The sequence below is a fragment of the Pseudomonas sp. 3B-A001-10F genome (assembly GCF_056313565.1).
This window is the reverse complement of record NZ_JBQYFW010000010.1, coordinates 131,010-157,414: the sequence shown is the minus strand read 5'-3', so window position 1 is coordinate 157,414 and position 26,405 is coordinate 131,010. Positions and strand designations below refer to the sequence as shown.

Genomic DNA, 26,405 nt, shown 5'->3' with positions numbered 1-26,405 from the left:
TGTTCCCGCTGACGCTTTCGCGAGCAGGCTCGCTCCCACAGGTGACCGCGTTCATTCAGGGGAATGCGATTAAATGTGGGAGCGAGCTTGCTCGCGAAGAACGATGACGCGGTCTACCGCTGCAACACCAGAATCCGCGACAACAACTCATCCCGGTCGACGTAGCAGCCCTGAAAATGCCGCGCCCCGGTCGCCGGATCGAAGGCATTACGCGCGTGCAACGTACGGCGATTATCGAAGCACCACAGCTCACCGGAATTAAGCCGCTGCATCAGCCGAAACCGTGGCTCGCGGGTCATCGCGATAAAGCGTCGATAAGCCCGATACAACCGTGGCATCTGCTCTACCGAGGTATCGAACGCTCCGCGCAGAAAGTTTGCCATGCGGATTTCCGCCACGCGTCCCAAGGCGTCCAAAGCGATGATCGGCGCCAGGCAGCGATAGTCGCTATGGCGATCCTTGTTGCGAAACTCCACCGGTATTTCACACAGTGCCTGAAACGATGCAGGGTCTTCACTGCGCAACGCATCGGCAATCGCAAAACCGTCGACAAAAATACTCTCGCCACCCTCGGCGTCATTCACCAGGCAATGCAGAAATTGCAGCCCCGGTTGCAGCTCGCGAGTCGGTAGATCGGTGTGTAACGGCAGGTTGAAAGCGGTGTAGGCATTGCTGTCAGCATCGGCTTTGGATTGCACGTTAAACAGCACACCGAAGTTGCTCTCGCGAATGAAGGAAATGCGTTGCGCGATGAGCTTCAGTGAACCGGACTCGGTGGGCACGCCGCGTACTTGCGTCAGGCCGATGTCGCGTACGGCGAGCAGCCATTGCAGCAGGGCGGCGTTGTCGTTCATCAATGCCGCGTATTCGAACACCGGCAACTGCGAGTCGCTGCGCCACAGATAAGGCTTGGGTTTGCCAGCCAGACGTTCGGCGCGGGAATCATCGTCGTAGGCATGAGCGCGCAGCCAGCCGGGATCGAAACGGCTGAGGTGGCCGTCCTGCCAGTCGATGCGCAGGCAGCCGTCGGTATCGATATGGGCGGCGGCAGGCTTGAGGTCTTCAGCGGCATCGACAATCTCGAACACCTGCTCGCGGGTAACGTTGTAGACGCACTGCGGGCACGGGCAGTTATCCCGCAACCAGACGTGGTGAAACGGGCTGATGCGACCGTCAGCCCATGCGATGGCAACGCGATCCGCCAGGGTCTGCACGCCACCGAGCGCGCTGATCAACGGATAAGTACGGAAATCGGCAACAGCGGCAGCGGTGTTCATGGCGGCTCCTTGTGATCGATGGATTACCTGGCGGGTGGCAGTGCGATAACGCGGCCGATGTAAGCGGGAGCGGGCAAGTCTTGCTGATCGGCGACGATGCTTTGCAGGCGGCTCAAGGTGTTCGCGCTGAACGGTGCCGAACGCGGGCCGGCGAGATCGACGTGCAACAGCATCTGTTCGTTGCCGGCCAGTTCCTGTTCCTCACCGACCTTGTACAGGCTGTGATAGAGGTGCAGGCGTTTGCTGTCGTGGCCGATGATTTGCGTACGCACTTCGACTTCGCTGTCGAGCTTCACTTCGTGCAGATAGTTGAGGTGCAGTTCAAGGGTGAACAGCGAGTGGCCGCTGGCTTCACGGTTGTTGCTGTCCATGCCGAGGCGATCCATCAGGGCGTCGGTGGCGTAGCTGAAAATCAGCAGGTAGAAGGCATCGCGCAGGTGGCCGTTGTAGTCGACCCAGTCGGGGATGATTCGGGTTTGGTACGTGGTGAGGTTGGGCATGATTGGGTTCCGGCAGTGGGCGGGTCGTTAAGATCAAGAGCTACCCCCTCACCCCAGCCCTCTCCCCCAAGGGGAGAGGGGGAAAGGGAGTAGATCGGGGGCTTTTCAAAACTTGAGTTCGGCTCGATAGATCAAGTCGGCGTAGCTCGAGAAAAACACCGCGGTCAGTCCTCTTTCTCCAATGGAGGAGAGGAGAAAGGGGGCTGATCTTCAAGCTTTTCAAGTCTTGAATTCGGCTCGATGGTGCAAGTCGGCGTAACTTGCACACTCAACGCGGTCAGTCCCCTCTACCCCTGGGAGAGGGCTAGGGTGAGGGCAGCGGTTTGACGCGAACGCATTACTCGCTGAACGCCATCCCATGCTTTTCCTTTGTGGTCTTCACCGCCTCAAGCACCGCCAGCAAACAATCATCACGATAGCGCTCCAGTGCCGAAATGCTGTGACGACCAAGCTGATCACTGGTGCCATCAACCACATCATCAATCAACTTGTCAGTCAGTTCCGGCGCCGGCAGATAGGTCCACGGCAACTGCAACGCCGGGCCGAATTGCGACATGAAGTGGCGCATGCCGGCATCACCCCCGGCCAAGGTATAAGTCAGGAACGTACCCATGAACGACCAGCGCAGGCCGGCGCCAAAGCGGATCGCATCATCGATCTCGCCAGTGGTCGCGACACCATCGTTGACCAAGTGCAGCGCCTCACGCCACAGCGCTTCAAGCAAGCGGTCGGCGATGAAACCGGGCACTTCTTTGCGCACGTGCAGCGGACGCATGCCGAGGGATTCGTAGACTTTCATCGCCGCCTGAACGGCCTCGGGCGCGGTGTTCTTGCCACCCACGACTTCGACCAACGGCAGCAGATAAACCGGGTTGAACGGGTGGCCGACCACGCAACGCTCCGGGTGCGTTGAGCTCTCGTAAAACTCGCTCGGCAACAGTCCCGAGGTACTCGAACCGATCAACGCATTGGGCTTGGCCGCGGCGCTGATTTTGCTGTGCAGATCGAGTTTCAGTTCCAGGCGTTCCGGGGCGCTTTCCTGAATGAAGTCGGCATCGCGTACGCACTCCTCGATGGTCGCGACAAAGCGCAGACGATCCTGCGAAGCGCCCGGCGCCAGACCGCTTTTCTCCAGTGCGCCCCAGGCGTTGGCTACGCGTTTACGCAGCGCCGCTTCGGCGCCGGGCGCCGGGTCCCAGGCGATCACATCCAGGCCATGGGCGAGGGCGCGGGATACCCAGCCGCTGCCGATGACACCGCTGCCCAGCGCGGCGAAGGTTTTGATTTCGGTGATAAAGCTCATGGTGATTTCCTGAATAGTTCGGCGATCAACTGTGGGAGCGAGCTTGCTCGCGAAGGAGGCGGTACATCCGCAGCATCTTCATTAGCAGAGCCATCGCATTCGCGAGCAAGCTCGCTCCCACAGGGTTCGAGGTGGGGCAATTAACCGCGCTGGGTCAGGCCCATTTTTTTGCGGCCTTCGGCCGGGGTCAGCACTCGGGCGCCGAGGCGGCTGAGGATTTCGGTGGCGCGTTCGACCAGTTGGCCGTTGGTCGCCAGCACGCCTTTGTCCAGCCACAGGTTGTCTTCCAGCCCCACCCGCACGTTGCCGCCGAGCAGCACCGCTTGCGCGGCCATTGGCATCTGCATGCGGCCAATGCCAAACCCGGCCCACACCGCATCGGCGGGCAGGTTGTCGACCATGGCTTTCATCGTGGTGGTATCCGCCGGCGCGCCCCACGGGATGCCCAGGCACAGCTGGAATAACGGGTTATCGAGCAGACCTTCCTTGATCAGCTGCTTGGCGAACCACAGGTGACCGGTGTCGAAGATCTCCAGCTCGGCCTTCACGCCCAACTCGGTAATGCGCTTGGCGCCGGCACGCAGTTGCGCAGGCGTCGAGACGTAAATGGTGTCGCCATCGCCGAAGTTCAGCGTGCCGCAATCGAGGGTGCAGATTTCCGGTAACAGCGCTTCAACGTGAGCCAGACGAGTCAACGGGCCGACCAGATCGGTATTCGGGCCAAACTCCATCGGGTTCTCGCCAGCGCCGATTTCCAGGTCGCCGCCCATGCCGGCGGTGAGGTTGACGATGATGTCGACGTCGGCCTCGCGGATGCGCTCCATCACTTCGCGGTACAGCGCCACGTCACGGCTGAACTTGCCGGTCTGCGGATCGCGCACATGGCAGTGCACAACCGTGGCGCCGGCCTTGGCCGCTTCCACCGCAGCAGCAGCAATTTGTTTCGGGGTGACCGGCACGTGCGGGCTCTTGGCGGTCGTGTCGCCAGCACCGGTGAGTGCGCAGGTGATGATGACGTCGTGATTCATGGTGCGGTTTCCTTCAGGCGTGATGGGTCTGTCCGCAGCCCTTTTCGGGGCTGCGAGCTTCGTCCGGTTCCCTCTCCCCTTGAGAGAGGGTTAGGGTGAGGGGCTTTTAAATGAGAGGGTTATTTGCTGGTCAGTTGCAGGTTTTCAGCCGCCGGTTTGCCATCGAACGTGGTCACACCTTCCAGCCAGCGCTGCTTGTCTTCGGGGTGATCCTTGAGCCATTGCTTGGCCGATTCGAAAGCGTCCTTGTGGTCGAGCAGCGGCTGCATCATCCGGCTCTCGTCCTCGGCGGTGAACGTCAGGTTGGTCAGCAGGCGACCAATGTTCGGGCACTGCTCGGCGTATTTCGGCGCGGTCACTGTCCACACGGTGGCCATGCCTTCATTCGGGCCGAGGGCGTCGTCGCTGCCGGTCAGATAAGTCATCTTGACGTTGACGTTCATCGGGTGCGGCGCCCAGCCAAAGAAGACCACGGCCTCTTTGCGGCGCACAGCACGGTCGACGGCGGCGAGCATGCCGGCCTCGCTCGACTCGACCAACTGGAACTTGCCGAGGCCGAACTGGTTCTTGGCGATCATTGCCTTGATCTGCGTGTTGGCGCCCGAACCCGGTTCGATGCCATAGATCTTGCCGCCCAGTTCCTTCTCGAATTTGGCAATGTCGGCGAAGGTTTTCAGGCCCTTGTCGGCCAGGTAAGTCGGCACGGCGAGAGTCGCACGGGCATCTTTCAGGCTTGGCGCTTCGAGCACTTTGACCTGATTGGCATCGACGAACGGGGTGATGGTCTGGGTCATCAGCGGGTTCCAGTAACCGAGGAACAGGTCCAGGCGCTGATCGCGGATCCCGGCGAAGATGATTTGCTGGGACGCGCTGGTTTGTTTGGTGTTGTAGCCGAGGCCGTCGAGCAGGACCTGGGTCATGGCACTGGTGGCGATCACGTCGGTCCAGTTGACCACGCCCATGCGTACGTTCTGGCATGACGCAGGTTCGGCCGCCATGACGCTGGCGCTCAAGAAAGCGGTACCGCTGAGTGCAAGAACACAGCTGCTGATCAGTCGTTTCATGTCGGGTTCCTCGGCAGGTCGTTATTGTGAGTTCCGGCATCTGTCGTGCCGGTGATGCAAAGTTACGCAGCTATACGCCCATGAAAGCGCACTGCGGCGACTGGCATTTGCACTGTAGCGACCTGTGCGCTTGAACGCTGACGACAATCGGCGTATCAACGAGCCACGCTCCCCTCCCTCTCGTTACCCGCGAATCGAGTGCGCCCATGTCCCAGGATTTCTACTTTCTGCTGATGCCGGGGTTCTCCGCCATCGGCTTTATTTCGGCGATCGAACCGCTGCGCGTGGCCAACCGCTTTCGTGGCGAGCTGTACCGCTGGCATGTGCTCAGCGCCGACGGCGGGGCGGTGCTGGCGAGCAATGGCATGTCGGTCAACGCCGATGCGGCGCTGGAGCCGCTGAAGAAAGGTGCGACGTTGTTGGTGGTGGCCGGGTTTGAACCGCTGAAGTTCGCCACGCCAACCCTTGAACACTGGTTGCGGCGGCTGGATAACGAAGGCGTGACCCTCGGTGCCATCGACACCGGCAGCTTTGTCCTCGCTGAAGCGGGCCTGCTCGATGGCCATCGCCTGACCCTGCACTGGGAAGCCATCGACGCATTCAAGGAATCTTATCCACAGCTCAGCGTCACCCAGGAGCTGTTCGAGATCGACCGCCGGCGGATCACCTCGGCGGGCGGCACGGCGTCCATCGATTTAATGCTCGATCTGATCGCCCAGGCCCACGGCCCGCAACTGGCGATTCAGGTCAGCGAGCAGTTTGTGCTGGGGCGCATTCGCCCGCGCAAAGACCACCAACGCATGGAAGTCGCCACGCGTTACGGCATCAACAACAAGAAGCTGGTTCAGGTGATCGGCGAGATGGAGCAGCACAGCGAACCGCCACTGACCACGCTGCAATTGGCGGAATCGATCAAGGTGACGCGGCGGCAACTGGAGCGGTTGTTTCGGCTGCACCTGAACGACACGCCGAGCAATTTCTATCTCAGGTTACGGCTGGAAAAAGCCCGGCAGTTATTGCGCCAAACCGACATGAGCGTGCTCGAAGTCAGCATCGCCTGCGGCTTCGAGTCGCCGTCGTACTTCACCCGCAGCTATCGCGCAAAATTCGCCCGCTGCCCCCGCGAAGACCGCCGTACCGCCCAGGCCTGAAATCAAAAGATCGCAGCCTTCGGCAGCTCCTACAGGGAAATGCATTCCAATGTAGGAGCTGCCGAAGGCTGCGATCTTTTGATCTTGCTGTTGGTTACTTTTTCACCAACGCCGAACACGCCGCTTTATAAGCCTCATGCTGATACTTGTTCAACGTCCCCGGCAGCTCGAAATTATGCTTCTTCGCCTGCGCATTGATCGTCTGCGGCGACAACAACGTCACCTCGCAACCATCCAGCAACTGCAAAATCCCCTCAATCTTGAACGTCGTCGGGCCACCGGCAAACTCACCCTTCTTGCTGCGCTTCTTGATCGCAATCCGGTCAACCGAATTCTCCCGCACAAACGACGCCACCTGCGCCGCAAACATCTTCACGTTGGCCGCTTCGTCATCGTCTTCGAGGGCAATCTTCTTGGTGGCGAGGGGAACGTGGCTCAAGGCCGAACCGTCGAGAGCGGCCACGGCGATGATCGCTTCGCTGCCTTTGATTTCGATGCCGCAGATGTTCATGGGGAATTCCTTGAAGTGAAGAGGGCAGCTTACAGCTCTAGCTGATTGGCGGTGATGCCGAACGCCGACGCAATTTTCTCACGCGTAACCTTGCGAGGCTTGGCGACTGTTTCCTGCTGGGCAAACGCCGGTTGCGAAATACCCATGCGTTTGGCGACTTCTTCCTGAGTCAGGTTGAGGTGTTCGCGCCAGGCACGGATCGGTGTTGCCCCATCGACCATCCGGCTGACGACCTCATGGGGAATCAGGTCGGGCTGCATTTTTTGCGCAACGTACTGCGCGTAGGGAATGACGACGAAGGCGGGGTTGCCCTCGGCGTCGTTGATGATTTGGATATCTGTGGGTAACTTCATATTAGGAGAAATATAAGTCTTTTATAAGATTTCAGAATCTTTGCTTATATTTTTCCCAAAGCCAATCAACAAGTTTGACCGCATGTTGCGAGAAGTCAGGATCACTCCTGCCCAATAGACTCCAAAAACTCCGACCGTTCATCACTCATCCGCGCCACGCAATCATTCTGCGCAATCGTGAACGCCTTGCTCCCCGCCGTAGCCGGAAACGCCTCCACCGCACAATCCGCGTCCCGCGTCTTCAACCACTGCTGCTGAGCCGTCTTGATCTTGGCGGTAATGTCCGCCAATTGCGTCGGGTTCTTGCCATACGCCGTCTGCATGCGTTCGTTGAGGCTGGCGTAGTTGTCCTTGAGCAGGTCTTCTGCAGTAGTGCGGCTGTAGGTCGAGCATTCCAGGGTCTGGACGTCGTTTTCGACGGCGTCGCACGGGTTGTTGTCGGACTCTTCAGCGGCGTGTACGCCGGTCGCAAGCAAAGCCAAAGCCAGGAAGATCGATTTCATTGTTGTCGCCGCTCTAATCCAGTGGTGTTTCCAAGATGGGCCAGATTCTGGCTCAAGCTGGCGGGCTTGAACAGGTAGCTGATCGGAGCGTCTGGCGACCCTTTGTCGCGGATTGACGCTTTCGGCAATTCCCCTGTCGTTTTTGCACCCGGTCGCCCCGGCACCGAGGCATATGCTGGCCCCAAAGCGCCGGCAGACGATTCGGCGCATGAATCGCCAATAAGGGGACGCCTGATGAGCCCAGCCGAATTACACGCCGACAGCATCGTTATCGACGGTCTGATCATTGCCAAATGGAACCGCGAGCTGTTCGAAGACATGCGCAAGGGCGGTCTGACGGCAGCCAACTGCACTGTGTCGGTGTGGGAAGGCTTTCAGGCGACCGTGAACAATATTGCCGCCAGCCAGAAGCTGATCCGCGAAAACGGCGACCTGGTGATGCCGGTGCGCACCACCGCCGACATCCGTCGCGCCAAGGAGCAAGGCAAGACCGGCATCCTCTTCGGCTTCCAGAATGCTCACGCGTTTGAAGACCAGATCGGCTATGTCGAAGTGTTCAAGCAGCTCGGCGTTGGCATCGTGCAGATGTGCTACAACACCCAGAACCTGGTCGGCACCGGTTGCTATGAGCGTGACGGCGGCCTGTCGGGTTTCGGTCGCGAGATCGTCGCCGAGATGAACCGCGTCGGCGTCATGTGCGACCTGTCCCACGTCGGCTCGAAGACTTCCGAAGAAGTCATCCTCGAATCGAAAAAACCGGTCTGCTATTCCCACTGCCTGCCGTCGGGTCTCAAAGAGCACCCGCGCAACAAGTCTGATGCAGAATTGAAGTTCATCGCCGACCACGGCGGCTTCGTCGGCGTAACCATGTTCGCGCCGTTCCTCGCCAAGGGCATCGACTCGACCATCGATGACTACGCCGAAGCGATCGAATACACCATGAACATCGTCGGCGAAGACGCCATCGGCATCGGCACCGACTTCACCCAGGGTCACGGCCAGGACTTCTTCGAATACCTGACTCACGACAAGGGCTACGCCCGCCGTCTGACCAGCTTCGGCAAGATCATCAACCCGCTGGGCATCCGCACCGTCGGCGAGTTCCCGAACCTGACCGAAACCCTGCTCAAGCGCGGCCATTCCGAGCGCGTCGTGCGCAAGATCATGGGCGAAAACTGGGTCAACGTCCTGAAAGACGTCTGGGGCGAGTAACGCTGACTCAAGACCGCCGCCGATCTGCCCCCTCTCCTGTGGGAGAGGGCTGGGGTGAGGGCAGCGGTCACCACTGAATCCACTATTTTTCTGGAGTTAAGTTTCCATGGCCAAGATCGCCCCGCAATTGCCAATCGAAGTCGACAGCGAAACCGGTGTCTGGACCTCCGACGCCCTGCCAATGCTCTACGTACCGCGTCACTTCTTCGTCAACAACCACATGGGCATCGAAGAAGTTTTGGGCGCTGAAGCCTATGCCGAGATCCTCTACAAGGCCGGCTACAAGTCCGCCTGGCACTGGTGTGAAAAAGAAGCTGAATGCCACGGCCTGGAAGGCGTCGCGGTATTCGAGCATTACATGAAGCGCCTGTCGCAGCGCGGCTGGGGTCTGTTCAAGATTCAGGACATCGACCTCGACAAAGGCACTGCCAGCGTCAAGCTCGAACACTCGGCATTCGTCTACGTCTACGGCAAGGTCGGGCGCAAAGTCGATTACATGTTTACCGGTTGGTTTGCCGGGGCCATGGATCAGATTCTTGAGGCTCGCGGCAGCAAGATTCGCACCGTCGCCGAGCAAGTCTACGGTGGCTCCGAAGAAGGCCACGACGACGGCCTGTTCACCGTCAAGCCGTTGTAAGTCGAGGAACCCGCCATGGCTTTCGAAGCAATGTTCCAGCCGATCCAGATCGGCAAACTGACCATCCGCAACCGCGTGCTCAGCACCGCGCACGCTGAGGTCTACGCGACGGACGGTGGCATGACCACCGACCGCTACGTCAAGTATTACGAAGAGAAAGCCAAGGGCGGCATCGGCCTGGCGATCTGTGGTGGCTCCTCCGTGGTCGCCATCGACAGCCCGCAGGAATGGTGGAGCTCGGTCAACCTGTCGACCGACCGGATCATCCCGCACTTCCAGAATCTGGCCGACGCCATGCACAAGCATGGCGCCAAGATCATGATTCAGATTACCCACATGGGCCGCCGCTCGCGCTGGGACGGCTTCAACTGGCCGACCCTGATGTCGCCGTCGGGCATCCGTGAGCCGGTGCACCGCGCGACCTGCAAAACCATCGAGCCGGAAGAAATCTGGCGGGTGATCGGCAATTACGCCCAGGCTGCGCGCCGGGCCAAGGCCGGTGGCCTCGACGGCGTTGAGCTGTCAGCCGTGCACCAGCACATGATCGACCAGTTCTGGAGCCCGCGCGTCAACAAGCGTACCGACGAATGGGGCGGCAGCTTCGAAGGCCGAATGAAGTTCGGTCTGGAAGTGCTGAAAGCTGTGCGCGCCGAGGTCGGTGACGACTTCTGCGTGGGCATGCGTCTGTGCGGTGACGAGTTCCACCCGGACGGTTTGTCCCACGAAGACATGAAGCAGATCGCCAAGTATTACGACGACACCGGCATGCTCGATTTCATCGGCGTCGTCGGCTCGGGTTGTGACACTCACAACACCCTGGCCAACGTGATTCCGAACATGAGTTATCCACCGGAGCCGTTCCTGCATCTGGCCGCCGGGATCAAGGAAGTGGTCAAGGTGCCGGTGCTGCACGCTCAGAACATCAAGGACCCGAACCAGGCCACGCGCATTCTTGAAGGCGGTTACGTCGACATGGTCGGCATGACCCGCGCGCACATCGCTGACCCGCACCTGATCGCCAAGATCAAAATGGGCCAGATCGACCAGATCAAGCAGTGCGTCGGCGCCAACTATTGCATCGACCGTCAGTATCAAGGCCTCGACGTGCTGTGCATCCAGAACGCCGCGACGTCCCGTGAGTACATGGGCGTGCCGCACATCATCGAGAAATCCACCGGGCCGCAACGCAAAGTGGTGATCGTCGGTGCCGGCCCTGCCGGGATGGAAGCTGCGCGTGTGGCGGCCGAGCGTGGCCACGACGTGACCCTGTTCGAGAAGAAGGAATTCATCGGCGGCCAGATCACGACCGCATCGAAAGCGCCGCAGCGTGACCAGATCGCCGGTATTACCCGTTGGTTCCAGCTGGAACTGGCGCGGCTGAAAGTCGATCTGCGCCTGGGCACGGCGGCCGATGCCGACACCATCATGGACTTGCGTCCGGACGTGGTGGTGCTGGCGGTCGGCGGGCATCCGTACCTGGAACAAAACGAACACTGGGGTGCCGCCGAAGGGCTGGTGGTCAGCAGTTGGGACGTGCTCGACGGCAAGGTCGCGCCGGGCAAGAACGTGCTGGTCTACGACACCATTTGCGAGTTCACCGGGATGTCGGTTGCTGACTTCCTCGCCGACAAAGGCAGCCAGGTCGAGATCGTCACCGACGACATCAAACCGGGCGTGGCCATCGGCGGTACGTCGTTCCCGACCTACTACCGCAGCATGTACCCGAAAGAAGTGATCATGACCGGCGACATGATGCTGGAGAAGGTCTACCGCGAAGGCGACAAACTGGTCGCGGTGCTGGAAAACGAATACACCGGCGCCAAAGAGGAGCGGGTGGTCGATCAGGTGGTGGTGGAGAACGGCGTGCGTCCGGATGAAGAAATCTACTACGCGCTCAAAGAGGGTTCGCGCAACAAGGGCCAGATCGACGTTGAAGCGTTGTTCGCGATCCAGCCGCAACCTTCGCTGAGCGAGGCGGGCGAAGGCTACTTGCTGTTCCGCATCGGCGACTGCGTGGCGCAGCGCAACACCCACGCCGCGATCTACGACGCCCTGCGGCTCTGCAAGGATTTCTAAGGGCTAGTGAACCGATCGTTCCCGCGCTCTGCGTGGGAATGCCGCAATGGACGCTCTGCGTCCGCTTGGGACGCGGAGCGTCCCGGGATGCATTCCCACGCAGAGCGTGGGAACGATCATTGAACGCCGTGTTTCTCCAGGTTGTACTGGTGGGAGCTTCACCATGTTGAACACCCTTCTTCCAATCCTGTTGTTCGCAGCTATCGGCCTTGGTGTCCTTGGTGCGTTGCGACGGGTAGCGATGTGGCGCCGGGGCCGGGCCTCGAAGGTCGATCTGATCGGCGGCCTGTTCGCCATGCCCAAGCGCTACATGGTCGATTTGCACCATGTCGTGGCGCGGGACAAATACATCGCCAACACCCACGTGGCCACGGCCGGCGGTGCGGTGGCGTCGATTGTGCTGGCGCTGCTGGTGCACGGTTTCGGCCTGCACAATCGCATCCTCGGTTATGCCTTGCTGCTGATGACGGCAGTGATGTTCGTCGGTGCGATCTTCGTTTATCTGCGTCGGCGCAACCCGCCGGCGCGGCTGTCGAAAGGCCCGTGGATGCGCCTGCCGAAAAGCCTGCTGGCGTTCTCGGCGTCGTTCTTTCTGCTGACCTTGCCAGTGGCCGGAATTCTTCCGGAGAACTTTGGCGGCTGGATACTCGCGGTCATCCTCGGGATCGGCGTGTTGTGGGGCGTGTCGGAACTGTTCTTCGGCATGACCTGGGGCGGGCCGATGAAACACGCCTTTGCCGGTGCCTTGCACTTGGCGTGGCACCGTCGCGCTGAACGTTTTGGTGGTGGTCGTTCCACGGGTTTGAAGCCGTTGGATCTCAATGATCCGTCAGCGCCGTTGGGTGTTGAGAGACCCAAGGATTTCACCTGGAACCAGTTGCTCGGTTTCGACGCCTGTGTGCAGTGCGGCAAGTGCGAAGCGGCGTGCCCGGCGTTCGCTGCCGGTCAGCCGCTGAACCCGAAGAAACTGATTCAGGACATGGTCGTCGGTCTCGCCGGTGGCACCGATGCGAAGTTCGCCGGCAGCCCGTATCCCGGCAAACCAGTGGGCGAACACAGCGGTAATCCACATCAACCGATCGTTAACGGTCTGGTCGACGCCGAAACCCTGTGGTCGTGCACCACCTGCCGTGCCTGCGTCGAGGAGTGCCCGATGATGATCGAGCACGTCGACGCCATCGTCGACATGCGCCGGCACCTGACCCTGGAAAAAGGCGCGACGCCGAACAAGGGCGCCGAAGTCCTCGAAAACCTCATCGCCACCGACAACCCCGGCGGTTTCGCCCCGGGCGGGCGGATGAACTGGGCGGCGGATCTGAACCTCAATCTGCTTAGCGAGAAGAAATCCACCGACGTACTGTTCTGGGTCGGCGACGGTGCCTTCGACATGCGCAACCAGCGCACTTTGCGCGCGTTCGTCAAAGTGCTGAAAGCGGCGAAAATCGACTTCGCCGTGTTGGGGCTGGAAGAACGTGACAGTGGCGACGTGGCTCGTCGTCTGGGCGATGAAGCGACCTTCCAGTTGCTCGCCAAACGCAATATCCAGACCTTGGCCAAATACAGCTTCAACCGCATCGTCACCTGCGATCCGCACAGTTTCCATGTGCTGAAAAACGAGTACGGCGCGTTCGACGGCAACTATCTGGTGCAACACCACAGCACCTACATGGCGGAAATCATTCAGGCCGGTGCGCTGAACCTCGGCCAGCACAAAGGCAACAGCGTGACCTATCACGACCCGTGCTACCTCGGTCGCTACAACGGCGAGTACGAAGCGCCGCGCGAAGTGCTGCGTGCCCTCGGCATCGAGGTCAAAGAGATGCAACGTTCCGGCTTCCGCTCGCGTTGCTGCGGCGGCGGTGGCGGGGCGCCGATCACCGACATTCCTGGTAAGCAACGGATTCCTGATATGCGCATGGAAGACATCCGCGAGACCGGCGCCGAACTGGTGGCGGTGGGTTGTCCACAGTGCACGGCGATGCTCGAAGGCGTGGTCGAACCGCGTCCGCTGATCAAGGACATCGCCGAACTGGTGGCCGACGCGCTGCTCGAAGACGCCGCGCCGAACAAGCCTGCCACCCCGGCCAAACGTGAACCTGCGGAGGCCCATTGATGAGCGACATTATCCGCCGCGACCCACGCGCCGAATGGATTGCGCGTAACCGCCTGCATCCGCTGCACGCGGCGATGCAACCGGCGCAACACAGCTGGATGGGGCCCAACGGCATAATCCGCAAGAACCTGCACGGTATTGGTTTTATCGGCCCCAACGGCATCAAGCGGATCGATCGCAGCGGCGCGCAACAGGGCGGGGCGGTCAAACGTTCGGCCACAGTTGAGGTGCAATTGCCGCTGCATCAGGTGCCGGCCCCGGCGTTCTATATCAGTGTGGTGCCGGACATGGTCGGCGGCCGCCTGAGCAGCCACGATCGCGACTTGCTCGGCCTCGCTCATCAGCTCGCCGGCAATGACGGCGCGGTGCTGGCGGTGGTCTTTGGCGAGCACAAGGAAAACGCCTTCGCCACAGCAGGCGTCGATCGCTTGCTGGTGCTCGAAGGCGAAGCCTTTAGTGGTTATGCACCGGAGCAACGCGTGCAAGGTTTGCGCGCTGTGGATAACCAGTTCAACCCGCGTCACTGGCTGCTCCCAGACAGTCGCAGCGGTGGCGGCGAACTCGGCCGGCGCTTTGCCGCGGCACTGGGCGAGCGCCCGGCCACGCGGGTCTGGCAGGTCAAGGATCAGGAGTGCATCGGCCGCGCTGGCGCTGGGCTGCAAGATCTCGCCCGTCCGCTCGCACGGTTGATTCTGGCCGCCGCCGAATGCGCCGAACCGGTCAGCGAAACCCGTCATGAAGCGTTGCCGGTGGAGTTATCCACAACAGTAGCGCGCAGCCTGTCGCGGATTGAAGATCTCGGCGCCGTGGCGGTCGACCCGGCAGCGATTCCGATGGCCGAAGCGGAGTTCATTTTCTCCGGCGGCAACGGCGTCAAGGACTGGGCGCTTTTCCACGAAACGGCGGCGGCACTCGGCGCTACCGAAGGTGCGTCGCGGGTGGCGGTGGACGATGGCTTCATGGCCCGTGATCGCCAGGTCGGCGCGTCCGGCACCTGGGTTACCGCGCGGGTGTATGTTGCGGTGGGGATTTCCGGGGCGATCCAGCACCTGCAAGGCATTGGTGCCTGTGACAAGGTGGTGGCGATCAACCTCGATCCGGGTTGCGACATGGTCAAGCGTGCAGACCTCTCTGTGATCGGCGAGAGCGCAGAGATTCTTCAGGCGTTGATCGAGGCGGTGGCGGCTTACCGCAACGAAGCCAAGCGCGATGCGGCTTAAGGAAACGCTATGAACACGAAAGTAATCAGTCTGGTTTCAATCGGCGCTCACCCTACTTCCGGGCGGCCACGCCGCGCTGATCAGGACGCGCGCGCCGTGGAACTGGGTTTGCAACTGGCAGGGGATAACTTGCAAGTGCTGCATGCCGGCGACGTTGCGGAGCCAGCGTTGCGTGCCTATCTGGGCATGGGTCTTGAGCAGATGCATGTGCTGGAGCAACCGGCTGGTGCCGATGCGCTGCCGGCGCTGACCGCGTATCTGCGTGATGCCGGTGCGCAGGTGGTGCTGACCGGCAGCCAGGCGGAAACCGGCGAAGGTTCGGGGATGTTGCCGTTCTTGCTGGCCGAAGGTCTGGGCTGGCCGCTGGTGGTGGGACTGGCGCAGGTCGAGTCGATCAACGACGGCTCGGCGCTGGTGCTGCAAGCGTTGCCGCGCGGGCAACGGCGCCGGTTGAAAGTGAAACTGCCGTTTCTGGCGACTGTGGATAACGCCGCGCCGAAACCTCGGCAGAGTGCTTATGGACCGGCGCGACGTGGGGTTTTGCAGGCTGAAGACGTTGAGGTGGTGGACGATGAGTTGCTCGCGGTCGGCACTTTGCAAGCGGCCAAACCACGGCCGAAACGCTTGAAGGTGATCAAGGCCAAGAGTGGGGCGGACCGGATGAAGGCCGCGACGGCCAAGGCCAGTGGGGGCGGGGGGCAAGTGCTCAAGGGTGTTACCCCTCAGGCCGGTGCTGAAGCGATCCTCAAGTTGCTGATTGAAGAAGGCGTTGTCCGCTGAAAAGCCCCTCACCCTAGCCCTCTCCCGGAGGGAGAGGGGACCTACGGTAGCGTACTCAAGCGTTACATCGACCTGAGAGATCGGCGTGAACTCAGGTCTGGCCAAGCTAAGGACACCGCATAAGTCGCAAGTCGCTGCATATTTCCAATACACCTGGGTCGGCTCCCTCTCCCGGAGGGAGAGGGCTGGGGTGAGGGGGGCTGTTTACCCACAATCCCTGTTGGCGGATCTGTGGATAACATGTTCGCCCCTCTCTAGACCCCACGCCCATCAAGCCCTACAGCCCTCCGATCAAAAAACAACCAGCCTAAGTCACGGATTTTCAGGGCTTTTTCGGCAGGATAACTCAGCAAGTTGCCCCCAATCTCTGTTGGCGCTTCTGTGGATAAGATGTTCGCTATCCGCTGCGAACCATACAGACCGTGGCTTTCAAAGATTTGATCAAAAAATAGTCAATTCATCTGTTTCCAAGGAAAACTCCCGCGCAAACCTCGATTTCACACAGCCTTCGGCGCTTTTCCACAGCACAGGCAAAGTTACCCCCGATCTCTGTTGGTGCTTCTGTGGATAACGTGTTTGCCATCCTCTGAAAGCCATGAAAGGCGTGGCTTTCAAGCTTGTGATCAAAAAACAACCAATGCGTCTCTCAAACCGTGCTTCTGGATAAGTCACGATTTTTCTTCACAAATCAGTGAGTTATTTTCCCGTTCATCCACAGTTACCCCCATTTGCTGTGGGTGGCTATGTGGATAACTTGTTTGCCAAATCTTGCAAGCCCCGTCCGGCATAGTCCAAACGGCAATTGATCACATTTCATACAGTTCTAAGACGTTGCCTTGACTTCGATTCCTGCGCTGTCTTCACTGCAATGGCACAAGGACAGCCGTCACTTATCCACATCAGGTTCTGGGAGAACGCATGATGGATAGTCAGCCGCACCGCCCCCCGCCCTCGCCACGCAAGCGCACGCTACGGCGCGCCGCCAATCAGCACGCTCGCCTGTAGCGCGCCCCACCCGCCAGACCGCTGTGCTGTCGCCGGACTTGATCCGGTGGCCAGGTGCCCGTCCGCCCATTGATTGCAGGCAACCGCAGAGTTGCCCCATCTGCCTGATTAGAGGAACCACCTCATGACACGGATCGCAACGCCCATCAGCGAGATCAAGGAACACTACGATGTGATTGTCATTGGTTCAGGCTACGGCGGCGGCATTGCTGCCTCGCGCCTGTCCCGTGCCGGCAAACGTGTGTGCCTGCTCGAACGCGGTCGGGAAATCCAGCCCGGCGAATACCCCAACACCATGATCGCCGCCACCGAGGAACTGCAGGTGCATGACCCGGATGGCCATATCGGTTCGCGCACCGGGCTGTTCGATTTACATGTGAATGCCCAGCAGAACGTCGTGGTCGGTTGCGGCCTCGGCGGCACGTCGCTGATCAATGCCAACGTGGCCCTCGAACCGGAGCCGGGCGTATTCGATGATCCGCGCTGGCCGCAAGCAGTGCGTGAACACCGCGATACGCTGCTCAAGGACGGTTATGCCCGCGCCCGGGAAATGCTCAAACCCAATCCTTACCCGAACACTGCGCCGAACCTGCCCAAACTCGACGCCAACAAGAAATCCGCGGATTACCTCAAGCAAGGCGCGCATTTCTACAAGCCGCCGATCAACGTGACCTTCGACAAGCTGCCGAACAACCTCAACCATGTCGGCGTCGAGCAACTGCCGTGCAACCAGTGCGGCGACTGCGTTTCGGGCTGTAACAACAAGGCCAAGAACACCACGCTGATGAACTATCTGCCGGACGCCTGGAATCACGGCGCGGAGATTTTCTGTCAGGCCGAAGTGCGGCACCTGGAGCGTGATGGTGAAGGCTGGATCGTGCACTTCCAGTACCTCGACAACGGGCGGGAGATGTTCAGCGCGCCGACGTTGTTCGTGAAGGCCGACATCGTCGTGGTCTCCGCCGGCACCCTCGGCTCCACGGAAATTCTTCTGCGCACGCGCGACAAAGGCGTGGTGATGTCCGCCCAGCTCGGCGAGAACATGAGCGGCAACGGCGACATCCTCGGCTTCGGCCACAACTGCGAGCAGACCATCAACGGCATCGGTTTCGGTGCGCACCCGGCCAAGGAACTGCACCCGGTCGGCCCGTGCATCACCTCGGTGATCGACATGCGCACGGAAGGCGACTGGCGCAGCCGCATGGTCATCGAGGAGGGCTCGATCCCCGGCGCGCTCGGCCGGCCGATGGTGCCGGCCATGGCCGGGTTTGCCGAGATGATCGGCGTGGCCACGGATGACAGCTTCAGCGGCAAGGTCAAATACAAGGCGCGTGAAACGGAAAGCTTTCTGCGCGGCCCGTATTACGGCGCACTGCACAACATGCAGACTTACCTGATCATGAGCCACGACAGCGGCCAGGGACGGATGGTCCTCGACAACAAGGATCAACTGCGTATCGACTGGCCGGGCGTTGGCGAGCAGGAGAACTTCAAGCTCGGCAACGAGCGTTTGCAGCAGAGCACCAAGGCGCTCGGCGGCGTGTGGGTGGAGAACCCGATCTGGACCAAACTGCTCAAGCACAGCATCGTTTCAGTCCACCCGTTGGGCGGTTGCGTGATGGGTGAAGACGCGGCGCAAGGCGTGGTCAATCACAAGGGGCAGGTGTTCAGCGGTGCCAGCGGCACGGATGTTTACGCTAATTTGTACGTGACCGATGGCGCGGTGATTCCGACCTCTCTGGCGGTCAATCCGCTGCTGACCATCTCTGCTGTGAGTGAGCGCAACATGGGCCTGCTTGCCGCCGACCGTGGCTGGCAGATCGATTACACGTTGCCTTCGGCGCCGCGCAAACCGGTGGCGCCGCCAACCCTCGGCGTGCAGTTCACCGAAACCATGAAGGGCTATTTCTCCCGGGCTTTCACTGCGGCGCAAAGTACCGACCTGAAAGTCTACGAAGCAGCGGCCAAACGCGGCGAGGCGGACAATTCGCCGATCGACTTCACCCTGACCATCACCGCCAACGACCTCAACCGCATGATCAAGGAACCCGAGCACGCGGCGACCATCGTTGGCACTGTCATCGCCCCAGCGCTGTCACCGCAGCCGCTGACCGCGAGCAACGGCGTGTTCAACCTGTTCGAACAATTCGAGCAACAGGTCGATACCCGTCACATGAAGTACGACATGAAACTGACCGCCGAAGACGGCAACGACTATTTCTTCAGCGCCTTCAAAACCGTGCCGGAAGACAACGGCGTGCTGAATATCTGGCACGACACCAGCACGCTGTACGTGACGCTGTATCGCGGGCCGGACAAGACCGGTGAGGTGATCGGTTCCGGGGTGATGCATATTCATCCGACCGATTTCGCCAAACAGATGACCACCATGAAAGTCCTCAATGCGCGTAACGAACGTGAGCGCATTGAAGGCCTGGCGCGGTTCGGCAAGTTCTTCGCCGGGATCCTCTGGGAAAGTTACGGCGGGGTGTTTGCCGGGGATATTTACTTCAACCCGGATGCACCGCCACGCCTGAAACGGCCGCTGGATGCGCCGACGCCAGCGGTGCATTTCTTTCCCACCGAGGATGGCGTCGAACTGCGCCTGACCCGTTATCAGGCCGGGAGCAAAGGCCCGGTGATGTTGGTGCATGGCTTGGGCGTGGGTTCGAACATTTTCTCCACCGACACCATTCAGACCAATCTGCTGGAATATCTGTGCAAGCACGATTACGACGTGTGGTTGCTGGATTTCCGCGTGAGCATTTTGCTGCCGGCGAGCAAGAAAGAGTGGAACGGCGACCAGATTGCCCAATACGATTTCAAGGCTGCCATCGCGCAGATTCAGCAGCAGACCCAAGCCAAGGACGTGCAGTGCGTGGTGCATTGCTACGGCGCAACGACCTTCTTCATGTCGTTGCTCGCCGGTTTGCAGGGTGTGCGTTCGGTGGTCTGCTCGCAGATTGCCGCTGACACCGTAGTTGCCACTGCCACAGGGCTGAAGGCCGGATTGCACCTGCCAGGGATGCTCGATGCGATCGGCATCAAGTCGATGACCGCTTACGCCGACAGCAAGGAAAACTGGTTCAACAAACTCTACGACAAGGCCCTCAACGGCTACGCGCGGATCGAGGCGCAGGGTTATTGCACCAACCCGGTGTGCCACCGCATCACCTTCATGTACGCCTCGCTGTATCGCCACGACACCCTCAACGAAACCCTGCACGACAACCTGCACGAGTTGTTCGGCGAGTCGAATATCGAGACCTTCGAGCACCTGGCGCTGATCGTGCGCAAAGGGCACCTGGTGGATTTCAAAGGCAACGATGTGTACATGCCGCACTTTGATCGCCTGACCATGCCGATCTGCTTCATCAGCGGTGCCGACAACCAGTGTTACCTGCCGGAAAGTACCCTCAAGACCTACCAGCGCTTGTGCGAAATGCATGGGCCGGAGCGCTATAGCCGGCAAGTGGTGCCGGGCTACGGCCACATTGACTGCATGTTCGGCAAGAACGCGGTGGTCGATGTCTATCCGATCATCCTTGAACACCTAGAGAAAACCGCCCTCGGGTAGTCACTGATCGTTCCCACGTCGAGGCGTCGAACCGTCCGCGTGGGAATGCCGCCATGGACGCTCTGCGTCCGCTTGTGTGACGCAGAGCGTCACGGGATGCATTCCCACGCAGAGCGTGGGAACGATCAGGGGAACTGATATGGACAGCTACATCCGCTGGTTTCAACGCTTCATCTGGATAGGCATTGCGATGAACATGGTGTTCGCCATCCCCGCGCTGTTCGCGCCGGGGTTGCTGACATCGGTGGTCGGGCTGCCGCCGCAACTCTCTGACCCGTGGCTGGAAAACGCCGGGATGCTGCTGGTCGGCATCAGCGTGTTTTACATGCCGTCGGGTTTCAACGCGCCGCGCTACGTGGTGCATTCCTGGCTCTGTGTGCTGACGCGTTTGATCGCCGTGGTGTTCTGGATCTACCTGATCAACACCAGCTCTCAAGGCTCGGTATTCGTGCCGATGTTGATGGGCGATCTGAGCTTCTTTCTGATCCTCGGCGTTCTGCTCTACCTCGGCACCACGCCGGAAAATCGGCCATGGGCGTTGCTCTGCGATGGCTGGCGCGAGTGGCGCGCGGCGTGGGCGCGACAATGGCAAAGCCACGCCTTCAAGGTCGGCACGCTGATCGTGGTCGCCGTGCTCGGTTTCATCGGTTACGAGACCTGGTATCAGATGCTCCGCGTCGTGCCTGAACAGCAATATGCCTCCGACGAAGACCACTACAAGTACGCTGCCATCGGCCTCGGCATCGAAGCGCGCATCCCGTATTACCTGTTCGCCGTGCTGCCGCAGATGTGCCCGGAGAAAATGCCCAAACCCGGTGGCTGGGAGGTTTTCGGCTTCCTCTTTGAAAACGGCAAGGATCTGCCGATCGGCATGGCCAAACGGCAAATCGGCTACCCGACGGTAGAGCCGAACTGCGCGCTGTGCCATACCGGCTCCTACCGCGCCAATGCCAGCGACGTCGCCGTCAATGTGCCGAGCGCGCCGGCCAACACCCTGCAACTGCAAGCCTTCCAGTGGTTCGCTTACGATTGCGCCAGCGATCCGAAATTCACCACCGACGCGGTGATGGCGGCGATCAACAGCAAGTTTCAGTTGGGCTTCTTCGAGAAGCTCTACAACCGCTACCTGATCATGCCGATGGCCAAAAGCGCACTGCTCAAGCAGAAGCAGGCTTACGCCTGGCAAAAGCTGCGTCCGCAACAAGGCCCGGGCCGCACCGACACCTTCAATCCGACGAAAATGGTGGTGTTCGGCTTCCCGGATGACTCGACCATCGGCACCGTCGACCTGCCGCAAGTGTGGAACCAGAAACCCCGCGAATCGATGTACCTGCACTGGGACGGCAATAACAACAAGATCCACGAACGCAACTACGCCGCCGCGATGGCGGTGGGCGCGACGCCGGAATCGGTGTTGCCGCCGAGCTTCAACCGCGTGACCAACTGGCTGCTCGGGCACAAGGCGCCGGCGTGGCCGTGGGCGCTGGATCAGGCCAAGGTCGCCCAGGGCAAACCGATCTGGGAGGCCAACTGCGCGGCTTGTCATGACTTCGGGCGCGCCGATACCGGGCAGGTCACGACCAATATCGATCAGCTCGGCACTGATCCGCACCGGCTCGACTCGTTCACCACCGGTCTGGTGGCTGCGTTCCACACCTTCAAAAAGCCGCCGTTCGATTTCGGCGCCTACCGCAAGACCCAGAGCTACAGCAATACGCCCACCGACGGCGTCTGGTTGCGCGCACCGTACCTGCACAACGGCTCGGTGCCGACCCTGTGGGACTTGCTGCAACCGCCGGAAAAACGTCCGCAGGTGTTCATCACCGGCTCGGATATTTACGACCCGGTCAACGTCGGTTTCGTCACCAGCGGCGCCCAGGCCAAAGCCTCGGCGGACTTCAAATACGACACGCGCCTGGAGGGCAATCACAACAGCGGTCACCTGTACGGCACGACGCTGTCGGACGACGACAAACGCGCGCTGATCGAATTCATGAAAACCCTGTGAACCTTACGGAAAGAGGATTACACCATGTCACTGGTCAGTCATTGGGAACACGAATACGACAAGGTCAAAGTGCGCATTCACGGCTTGTTCACGCGCATGGAAATGGCCTGGATGAAACTCATCAGCGAGCTCGAGCCGCAGGAGTTTCAGGCGATCATCAAGCTGCTGCAACGCGGGCATGATCAGGCGCAGTACGTGCTGAAGAACGGCGAGTTGCCGGACGACGAACCGAGCGTACCCTGGGAGCTGTCCCACGGTCTGTCGATCCTGCGCATCGGCAACGCCGCACCGTTGCCGCAGTCCACCGATCAACTGGCGACCCGGGTGCTCAAGGACGGCAGCCTGCTCGGCTGTCGCAAGTGGGAACTGCTGGATCTGCTGTGGAGCGAGGCGCTGCTGAAGTGGATCGAAAACCTGCGCCATCACGCGACCTTCGGTACTGACCCGGCGGTGGTGCAAATGGATCGCGACGTGACCCTGGCGATTGCCGGCGACTGGGGCACCGGGCCGTTCGACAGTCATGCGCCGGCGGTGTCGGTGGCCAATCAGATGCAACTGGCCCAGGCCGATTTCACCATTCATTTGGGCGATGTGTATTACGCCGGCAGTCATTCCCAGGAAGACGTCGACATGGCCGGTTGGCCGATGGGTACGCACGGCTCGTTCACCCTCAATTCCAACCACGAGATGTACAGCGGCGCCCACGGTTATTTCAAGGAGCTGGCCAAGCGTTTTCCGGGGCAGCAGGGCACCAGTTACTTCGCCTTGATCAACGATGACTGGCTGGTGGTAGGGCTGGATTCTGCGTACGCGTCTGATGCGATGAATTTGTACATGGACGGCACTTTGAACGAGCCGCAGATCGCGTGGATGAAAGGCCTGCCAAAACGCAAAAAGCTCATGGTGCTCAGCCATCATCAGGGCTTCGATATTTCCGGGCACAACAAGACCGCGCTGTATCAACCGGTGTGCGATGCGCTGGGGCGTGAGCCGGATTACTGGTATTGGGGGCATCTACACAACGGCATCGTGTACGCGCAGCAGGGTGGTTTGCATGCGCGTTGTGCCGGGCACGGGGCGATTCCATATGGCAATGCCAGCGAGCTGGACGGGCATTCGCGGGTGTTGTGGTCGGAGACGCAGGATGCCAAGGACCCGGCATATCCGCTGCGGGTGTTGAACGGGTACGCGAAAATCAGGTTGGTGGGGGAGGAGATATTTGAGGAGTTTATTGGTGAGGATGGATCGGTGAGGTGGTCATCACACTGACTGATCGTTCCCACGCTCTGCGTGGGAATGCAGCCCGGGACGCTCTGCGTCCCAAAGGCCGAACGCGGAGCGTCCGTTGAGGCATTCCCACGCAGAGCGTGGGAACGATCAAGCAGAAGACATCAGCCCTGGACCGGGACACCTTTTAGGTACGGCGCCGGCTCGGCGCCGAGGTTGCTCAGCAAGCGCTCGCTGTACCAATCAACGAAGTTGACCACGCCAAACTCATAAGTCTTCGAGTAAGGCCCAGGCTGATACGCCGTCGAGTTGATCCCGCGCTGATTCTCTTCCGCCAGACGACGGTCCTGATCGTTGGTCGCGTCCCACACCTGGCGCATGCGCTCGACGTCGTAATCGACGCCTTCAACCGCATCCTTGTGCACGATCCACTTGGTGGTGACCATGGTTTCCTGCGCGCTGATCGGCCACACGGTGAAGACGATGATGTGGTCGCCCATGCAGTGGTTCCACGAGTGCGGCAGGTGCAGGATGCGCATCGAGCCCAGATCCGGGTTCTTGATGCGGCCCATCAGTTTCGCGCAGCCCTGCTTGCCGTCGAGGGTCATCGACACGGTGCCCTTGAGCAGCGGCATGCGCACGATACGGTTGCGCAGGCCGAAGCTGGCGTGGGCATAAGGAATCTTCTCGGCTTCCCAGGCAGCAGCGGAGGCAGCAACGTGATCCTTGAACGCCTGATCGGCGCGCGGGTCGGTGACGTCGTCCCATTCCAGCAGGGTTTTCAGCAGTTCCGGGTGCGACGCGTTGCAGTGGTAGCACTCGCGGTTGTTTTCCAGCACCAGTTTCCAGTTGGCCTTTTCCATCAAGGTGGTGGTGATCGCCACCTTGGTGTTCTCCATGTCGTACGGTTCCATGTAATGGTTCAGCGTCGACAGGAAGTCATCGATGGCCGGCGGGTTCTCGGCCAGGCTGATGAAGATGTAGCCGCCGGCAGTCTTCACGTTCACCGGTTTGAGGCCGTACTGCTTCATGTCGAAGTCGGCGCCCATCTCGGTGCCGGCGAACAGCAGGCGACCGTCCAGCTCGTACGTCCACTGGTGGTAGTGGCAGACCAGTTTGGCAACCTTGCCTTTTTCACTGGTGCACAGGCGCGAGCCACGGTGGCGGCAGACGTTGTGGAAGGCGTGGACCACGCCCTCGGCGCCACGAATGACGATGATCGGGTTCTTGCCGACCTGCAGGGTCAGGTAGTTGCCCTTGGCCGGTATCTCGCAGGTCATGCCGGCGATCAACCACTCTTTCTGGAAGATCTCCTGCATGTCGATATCGAACAGCCGCTCGTCGCTATAGAACGGTTGTGGTAGCGAGAACGTCCGCTCGCGCTCCTGGAGCATTTGTGCGGTGGCCTTGCGTGCGGGTTCCAGCGGATCGCCCAGGCTGATTTTTGCGGTGACGTCCATCGATGTGATCCTCATGGCCATCTGCGTGGCCGGCGAAAAGTGGCTGATCAGGTGTGCTGCTAACGGTTGCTACGCAAGGTGTAAAGAATCTGTATTGGTGTTGGGGCGAGTGTGGGGCCGGCGCGGGGCGGAACCTTATCCATGGGCGACATGGTGCAATCTGTTCCCGACGCGCAACCCCCGGTGGTTGGGGGCTGGTCGCGATAAGTATGCCGATGTCGCGGATAGGTAAACGGACGGTTCACGCTATACGCAGAATCGCCGACATGAGGCCGACAGTCGGCCGTGGAGAACAGCATGTCCAACAGCTTCCTGAATCCGGTCACCACCCAGACCTGGGCCAATGGCCGACACATCGTCCGTTGCGTCAAAGTCATCCAGGAAACCTGGGACGTGCGCACCTTCTGCTTTATGGCCGACCAGCCGATCCTGTTCTTCTTCAAGCCCGGGCAGTTCGTGACCCTGGAGCTGGAAATCGAAGGCCAGCCGATCATGCGCTCGTACACGATCTCCAGTTCGCCGTCGGTGCCGTACAGCTTTTCGGTAACGATCAAACGTGTGCCGGGCGGCAAGGTCTCCAACTGGTTGCACGACACCCTTCATGAGGGGCAAGAGCTGGCGGTGCACGGGCCGGTTGGGCTGTTCAATGCCATCGATTTCCCGAGCCCGAAAGTGCTGTACCTCAGCGGCGGCGTCGGGATCACGCCGTGCATGTCGATGGCGCGTTGGTTCTACGACACTAACGCCAACGTCGACATGACCTTTATCCACAGCGCGCGCTCGCCGAAAGACATCATTTACCACCGCGAGCTGGAACACATGGCGTCGCGGATCGACAACTTCAGCCTGCACCTGATTTGCGAGAAGCATGGCTTGGGTGAGCCGTGGGCCGGGTATCGCGGCTACCTCAATCACAAGATGCTCGAGCTGATGGTTCCCGACTTCCTTGAGCGCGAAGTATTCTGCTGCGGCCCGACGCCGTACATGAACGCGGTCAAGCGCCTGCTGGAAGTGGCCGGTTACGACATGTCGCGTTATCACGAGGAATCCTTCGGTGCTACGCCACCGGAAGCTCGTGCCGATGCGGTCGAGCAAGCCGAACAGGCAGCCGATGCGCCGGAAATCGATGCAGCGGATTTGCATCAGGTCGAATTCACTTCGTCGGGCAAGAGCATTCGTGTTGCACCGGGCGAGACGGTGCATGCGGCGGCGGCCAAGCTGGGGCTGATGATTCCGAAGGCGTGTGGTATGGGGATTTGCGGCACGTGCAAGGTGATGAAGCTGGGCGGCGAGGTCGAGATGGAGCACAACGGCGGGATTACCGAGGATGACGAGGCTGAAGGGTTTATCTTGTCGTGCTGCAGTGTGCCGAAGGGAGATGTTCGTATCGATTTTTGAGT

20 protein-coding genes are annotated in these 26,405 nt (G+C 60.4%); 11 read left to right on the top strand and 9 right to left on the bottom strand.

Features of this window, described 5'->3' with window-relative positions; all coding sequences use genetic code 11:
- Positions 1-113 precede the first annotated feature (113 nt).
- The 5 genes from AC0ZWN_RS12455 to AC0ZWN_RS12435 all read right to left on the bottom strand — a co-directional run bounded on the left by AC0ZWN_RS12455 (position 114) and on the right by AC0ZWN_RS12435 (position 5,172).
- Positions 114-1,277: a gamma-butyrobetaine dioxygenase gene (locus AC0ZWN_RS12455; RefSeq protein ID WP_476335237.1), complete on the bottom strand. Its 1,164-nt coding sequence runs from the start codon at positions 1,275-1,277 to the stop codon at positions 114-116.
- Positions 1,278-1,300: 23 nt separating this feature from the next.
- Positions 1,301-1,777 (bottom strand): thioesterase family protein, encoded by a 477-nt coding sequence (locus tag AC0ZWN_RS12450; protein WP_476335235.1) that lies wholly within the window; start codon positions 1,775-1,777, stop codon positions 1,301-1,303.
- Positions 1,778-2,114: 337 nt separating this feature from the next.
- Positions 2,115-3,080 carry an L-carnitine dehydrogenase gene (locus tag AC0ZWN_RS12445; protein WP_116254346.1) on the bottom strand — a complete coding sequence of 322 codons (966 nt, stop codon included), beginning with the start codon at positions 3,078-3,080 and terminating at the stop codon, positions 2,115-2,117.
- A gap of 140 nt (positions 3,081-3,220) precedes the next feature.
- On the bottom strand, positions 3,221-4,108 hold the full coding sequence (gene cdhC, locus AC0ZWN_RS12440; RefSeq protein WP_129395840.1) for a 3-dehydrocarnitine:acetyl-CoA trimethylamine transferase CdhC: 888 nt from the start codon (positions 4,106-4,108) through the stop codon (positions 3,221-3,223).
- A gap of 119 nt (positions 4,109-4,227) precedes the next feature.
- Positions 4,228-5,172: a choline ABC transporter substrate-binding protein gene (locus AC0ZWN_RS12435; RefSeq protein WP_095050254.1), complete on the bottom strand. Its 945-nt coding sequence runs from the start codon at positions 5,170-5,172 to the stop codon at positions 4,228-4,230.
- Positions 5,173-5,378: 206 nt separating this feature from the next.
- Between AC0ZWN_RS12435 and AC0ZWN_RS12430 the strand changes: the two genes are divergently transcribed.
- Positions 5,379-6,323: a GlxA family transcriptional regulator gene (locus tag AC0ZWN_RS12430; RefSeq protein ID WP_123454170.1), complete on the top strand. Its 945-nt coding sequence runs from the start codon at positions 5,379-5,381 to the stop codon at positions 6,321-6,323.
- Between the two features lie 94 nt (positions 6,324-6,417).
- Here the strand turns inward: AC0ZWN_RS12430 and AC0ZWN_RS12425 are convergent, their stop codons facing one another.
- From AC0ZWN_RS12425 to AC0ZWN_RS12415, 3 genes are all read right to left on the bottom strand, one after another.
- The gene (locus AC0ZWN_RS12425; RefSeq protein ID WP_476335233.1) at positions 6,418-6,834 is read right to left on the bottom strand and encodes a DUF3010 family protein; all 417 of its coding nucleotides are present in this window, start codon (positions 6,832-6,834) and stop codon (positions 6,418-6,420) included.
- Between the two features lie 29 nt (positions 6,835-6,863).
- Positions 6,864-7,187, bottom strand: coding sequence for a helix-turn-helix domain-containing protein (locus tag AC0ZWN_RS12420; protein ID WP_093429897.1), 324 nt, complete (start codon positions 7,185-7,187; stop codon positions 6,864-6,866).
- A gap of 101 nt (positions 7,188-7,288) precedes the next feature.
- Positions 7,289-7,690, bottom strand: coding sequence for a lysozyme inhibitor LprI family protein (locus tag AC0ZWN_RS12415; protein WP_077574880.1), 402 nt, complete (start codon positions 7,688-7,690; stop codon positions 7,289-7,291).
- Positions 7,691-7,924: 234 nt separating this feature from the next.
- Between AC0ZWN_RS12415 and AC0ZWN_RS12410 the strand changes: the two genes are divergently transcribed.
- The 9 genes from AC0ZWN_RS12410 to AC0ZWN_RS12370 all read left to right on the top strand — a co-directional run bounded on the left by AC0ZWN_RS12410 (position 7,925) and on the right by AC0ZWN_RS12370 (position 23,587).
- Entirely contained in the window at positions 7,925-8,902 is a 978-nt protein-coding gene (locus tag AC0ZWN_RS12410) for a dipeptidase (RefSeq protein ID WP_093429898.1), read from the top strand.
- Between the two features lie 106 nt (positions 8,903-9,008).
- Entirely contained in the window at positions 9,009-9,539 is a 531-nt protein-coding gene (locus tag AC0ZWN_RS12405) for a DUF5943 domain-containing protein (RefSeq protein ID WP_008083165.1), read from the top strand.
- 15 nt (positions 9,540-9,554) lie between these two features.
- Positions 9,555-11,615, top strand: a complete 2,061-nt coding sequence (gene dgcA, locus AC0ZWN_RS12400; protein ID WP_476335231.1) for a dimethylglycine demethylation protein DgcA — start codon at positions 9,555-9,557, stop codon at positions 11,613-11,615.
- 163 nt (positions 11,616-11,778) lie between these two features.
- Positions 11,779-13,728: a dimethylglycine demethylation protein DgcB gene (gene dgcB, locus AC0ZWN_RS12395; RefSeq protein ID WP_476335229.1), complete on the top strand. Its 1,950-nt coding sequence runs from the start codon at positions 11,779-11,781 to the stop codon at positions 13,726-13,728.
- Positions 13,728-14,948 (top strand): electron transfer flavoprotein subunit alpha, encoded by a 1,221-nt coding sequence (gene etfA / locus AC0ZWN_RS12390; protein ID WP_476335227.1) that lies wholly within the window; start codon positions 13,728-13,730, stop codon positions 14,946-14,948. The genes dgcB and etfA overlap by 1 nt, the downstream gene beginning before the upstream one ends.
- Before the next feature lie 9 nt (positions 14,949-14,957).
- Complete coding sequence (etfB, locus tag AC0ZWN_RS12385; protein ID WP_116254351.1) at positions 14,958-15,728, top strand: electron transfer flavoprotein subunit beta; 771 nt, start codon at positions 14,958-14,960, stop codon at positions 15,726-15,728.
- Between the two features lie 1,129 nt (positions 15,729-16,857).
- Complete coding sequence (locus AC0ZWN_RS12380) at positions 16,858-20,310, top strand: alpha/beta fold hydrolase (protein ID WP_476335225.1); 3,453 nt, start codon at positions 16,858-16,860, stop codon at positions 20,308-20,310.
- A 139-nt stretch (positions 20,311-20,449) separates the two neighbouring features.
- Positions 20,450-22,318 carry a c-type cytochrome gene (locus AC0ZWN_RS12375; RefSeq protein WP_476335223.1) on the top strand — a complete coding sequence of 623 codons (1,869 nt, stop codon included), beginning with the start codon at positions 20,450-20,452 and terminating at the stop codon, positions 22,316-22,318.
- A 24-nt stretch (positions 22,319-22,342) separates the two neighbouring features.
- Positions 22,343-23,587, top strand: a complete 1,245-nt coding sequence (locus AC0ZWN_RS12370) for a metallophosphoesterase family protein (protein ID WP_095050267.1) — start codon at positions 22,343-22,345, stop codon at positions 23,585-23,587.
- A gap of 122 nt (positions 23,588-23,709) precedes the next feature.
- Here the strand turns inward: AC0ZWN_RS12370 and gbcA are convergent, their stop codons facing one another.
- Positions 23,710-25,005, bottom strand: a complete 1,296-nt coding sequence (gene gbcA, locus AC0ZWN_RS12365) for a glycine-betaine demethylase subunit GbcA (protein ID WP_095112747.1) — start codon at positions 25,003-25,005, stop codon at positions 23,710-23,712.
- A 297-nt stretch (positions 25,006-25,302) separates the two neighbouring features.
- Here gbcA and gbcB point away from each other — a divergent pair, with 297 nt between their 5' ends.
- Positions 25,303-26,403: a glycine-betaine demethylase subunit GbcB gene (gbcB, locus tag AC0ZWN_RS12360; protein ID WP_093429907.1), complete on the top strand. Its 1,101-nt coding sequence runs from the start codon at positions 25,303-25,305 to the stop codon at positions 26,401-26,403.
- Positions 26,404-26,405: the final 2 nt, after the last annotated feature.

Excerpts from the sequence above, each read along its gene's own strand:
- AC0ZWN_RS12425 (WP_476335233.1), bottom strand. The coding sequence starts at position 6,834 with ATGAACATCTGCGGCATCGAAATCAAAGGCAGCGAAGCGATCATCGCC.
- AC0ZWN_RS12450 (WP_476335235.1), bottom strand. The coding sequence starts at position 1,777 with ATGCCCAACCTCACCACGTACCAAACCCGAATCATCCCCGACTGGGTC.
- etfA (WP_476335227.1), top strand. The coding sequence starts at position 13,728 with ATGAGCGACATTATCCGCCGCGACCCACGCGCCGAATGGATTGCGCGT.
- cdhC (WP_129395840.1), bottom strand. The coding sequence starts at position 4,108 with ATGAATCACGACGTCATCATCACCTGCGCACTCACCGGTGCTGGCGAC.
- AC0ZWN_RS12455 (WP_476335237.1), bottom strand. The coding sequence starts at position 1,277 with ATGAACACCGCTGCCGCTGTTGCCGATTTCCGTACTTATCCGTTGATC.
- dgcB (WP_476335229.1), top strand. The coding sequence starts at position 11,779 with ATGTTGAACACCCTTCTTCCAATCCTGTTGTTCGCAGCTATCGGCCTT.
- AC0ZWN_RS12375 (WP_476335223.1), top strand. The coding sequence starts at position 20,450 with ATGGACAGCTACATCCGCTGGTTTCAACGCTTCATCTGGATAGGCATT.
- AC0ZWN_RS12370 (WP_095050267.1), top strand. The coding sequence starts at position 22,343 with ATGTCACTGGTCAGTCATTGGGAACACGAATACGACAAGGTCAAAGTG.
- gbcA (WP_095112747.1), bottom strand. The coding sequence starts at position 25,005 with ATGGACGTCACCGCAAAAATCAGCCTGGGCGATCCGCTGGAACCCGCA.
- AC0ZWN_RS12435 (WP_095050254.1), bottom strand. The coding sequence starts at position 5,172 with ATGAAACGACTGATCAGCAGCTGTGTTCTTGCACTCAGCGGTACCGCT.
- gbcB (WP_093429907.1), top strand. The coding sequence starts at position 25,303 with ATGTCCAACAGCTTCCTGAATCCGGTCACCACCCAGACCTGGGCCAAT.
- AC0ZWN_RS12415 (WP_077574880.1), bottom strand. The coding sequence starts at position 7,690 with ATGAAATCGATCTTCCTGGCTTTGGCTTTGCTTGCGACCGGCGTACAC.
- AC0ZWN_RS12380 (WP_476335225.1), top strand. The coding sequence starts at position 16,858 with ATGACACGGATCGCAACGCCCATCAGCGAGATCAAGGAACACTACGAT.
- AC0ZWN_RS12405 (WP_008083165.1), top strand. The coding sequence starts at position 9,009 with ATGGCCAAGATCGCCCCGCAATTGCCAATCGAAGTCGACAGCGAAACC.
- AC0ZWN_RS12410 (WP_093429898.1), top strand. The coding sequence starts at position 7,925 with ATGAGCCCAGCCGAATTACACGCCGACAGCATCGTTATCGACGGTCTG.
- AC0ZWN_RS12430 (WP_123454170.1), top strand. The coding sequence starts at position 5,379 with ATGTCCCAGGATTTCTACTTTCTGCTGATGCCGGGGTTCTCCGCCATC.
- AC0ZWN_RS12445 (WP_116254346.1), bottom strand. The coding sequence starts at position 3,080 with ATGAGCTTTATCACCGAAATCAAAACCTTCGCCGCGCTGGGCAGCGGT.
- AC0ZWN_RS12420 (WP_093429897.1), bottom strand. The coding sequence starts at position 7,187 with ATGAAGTTACCCACAGATATCCAAATCATCAACGACGCCGAGGGCAAC.
- dgcA (WP_476335231.1), top strand. The coding sequence starts at position 9,555 with ATGGCTTTCGAAGCAATGTTCCAGCCGATCCAGATCGGCAAACTGACC.
- etfB (WP_116254351.1), top strand. The coding sequence starts at position 14,958 with ATGAACACGAAAGTAATCAGTCTGGTTTCAATCGGCGCTCACCCTACT.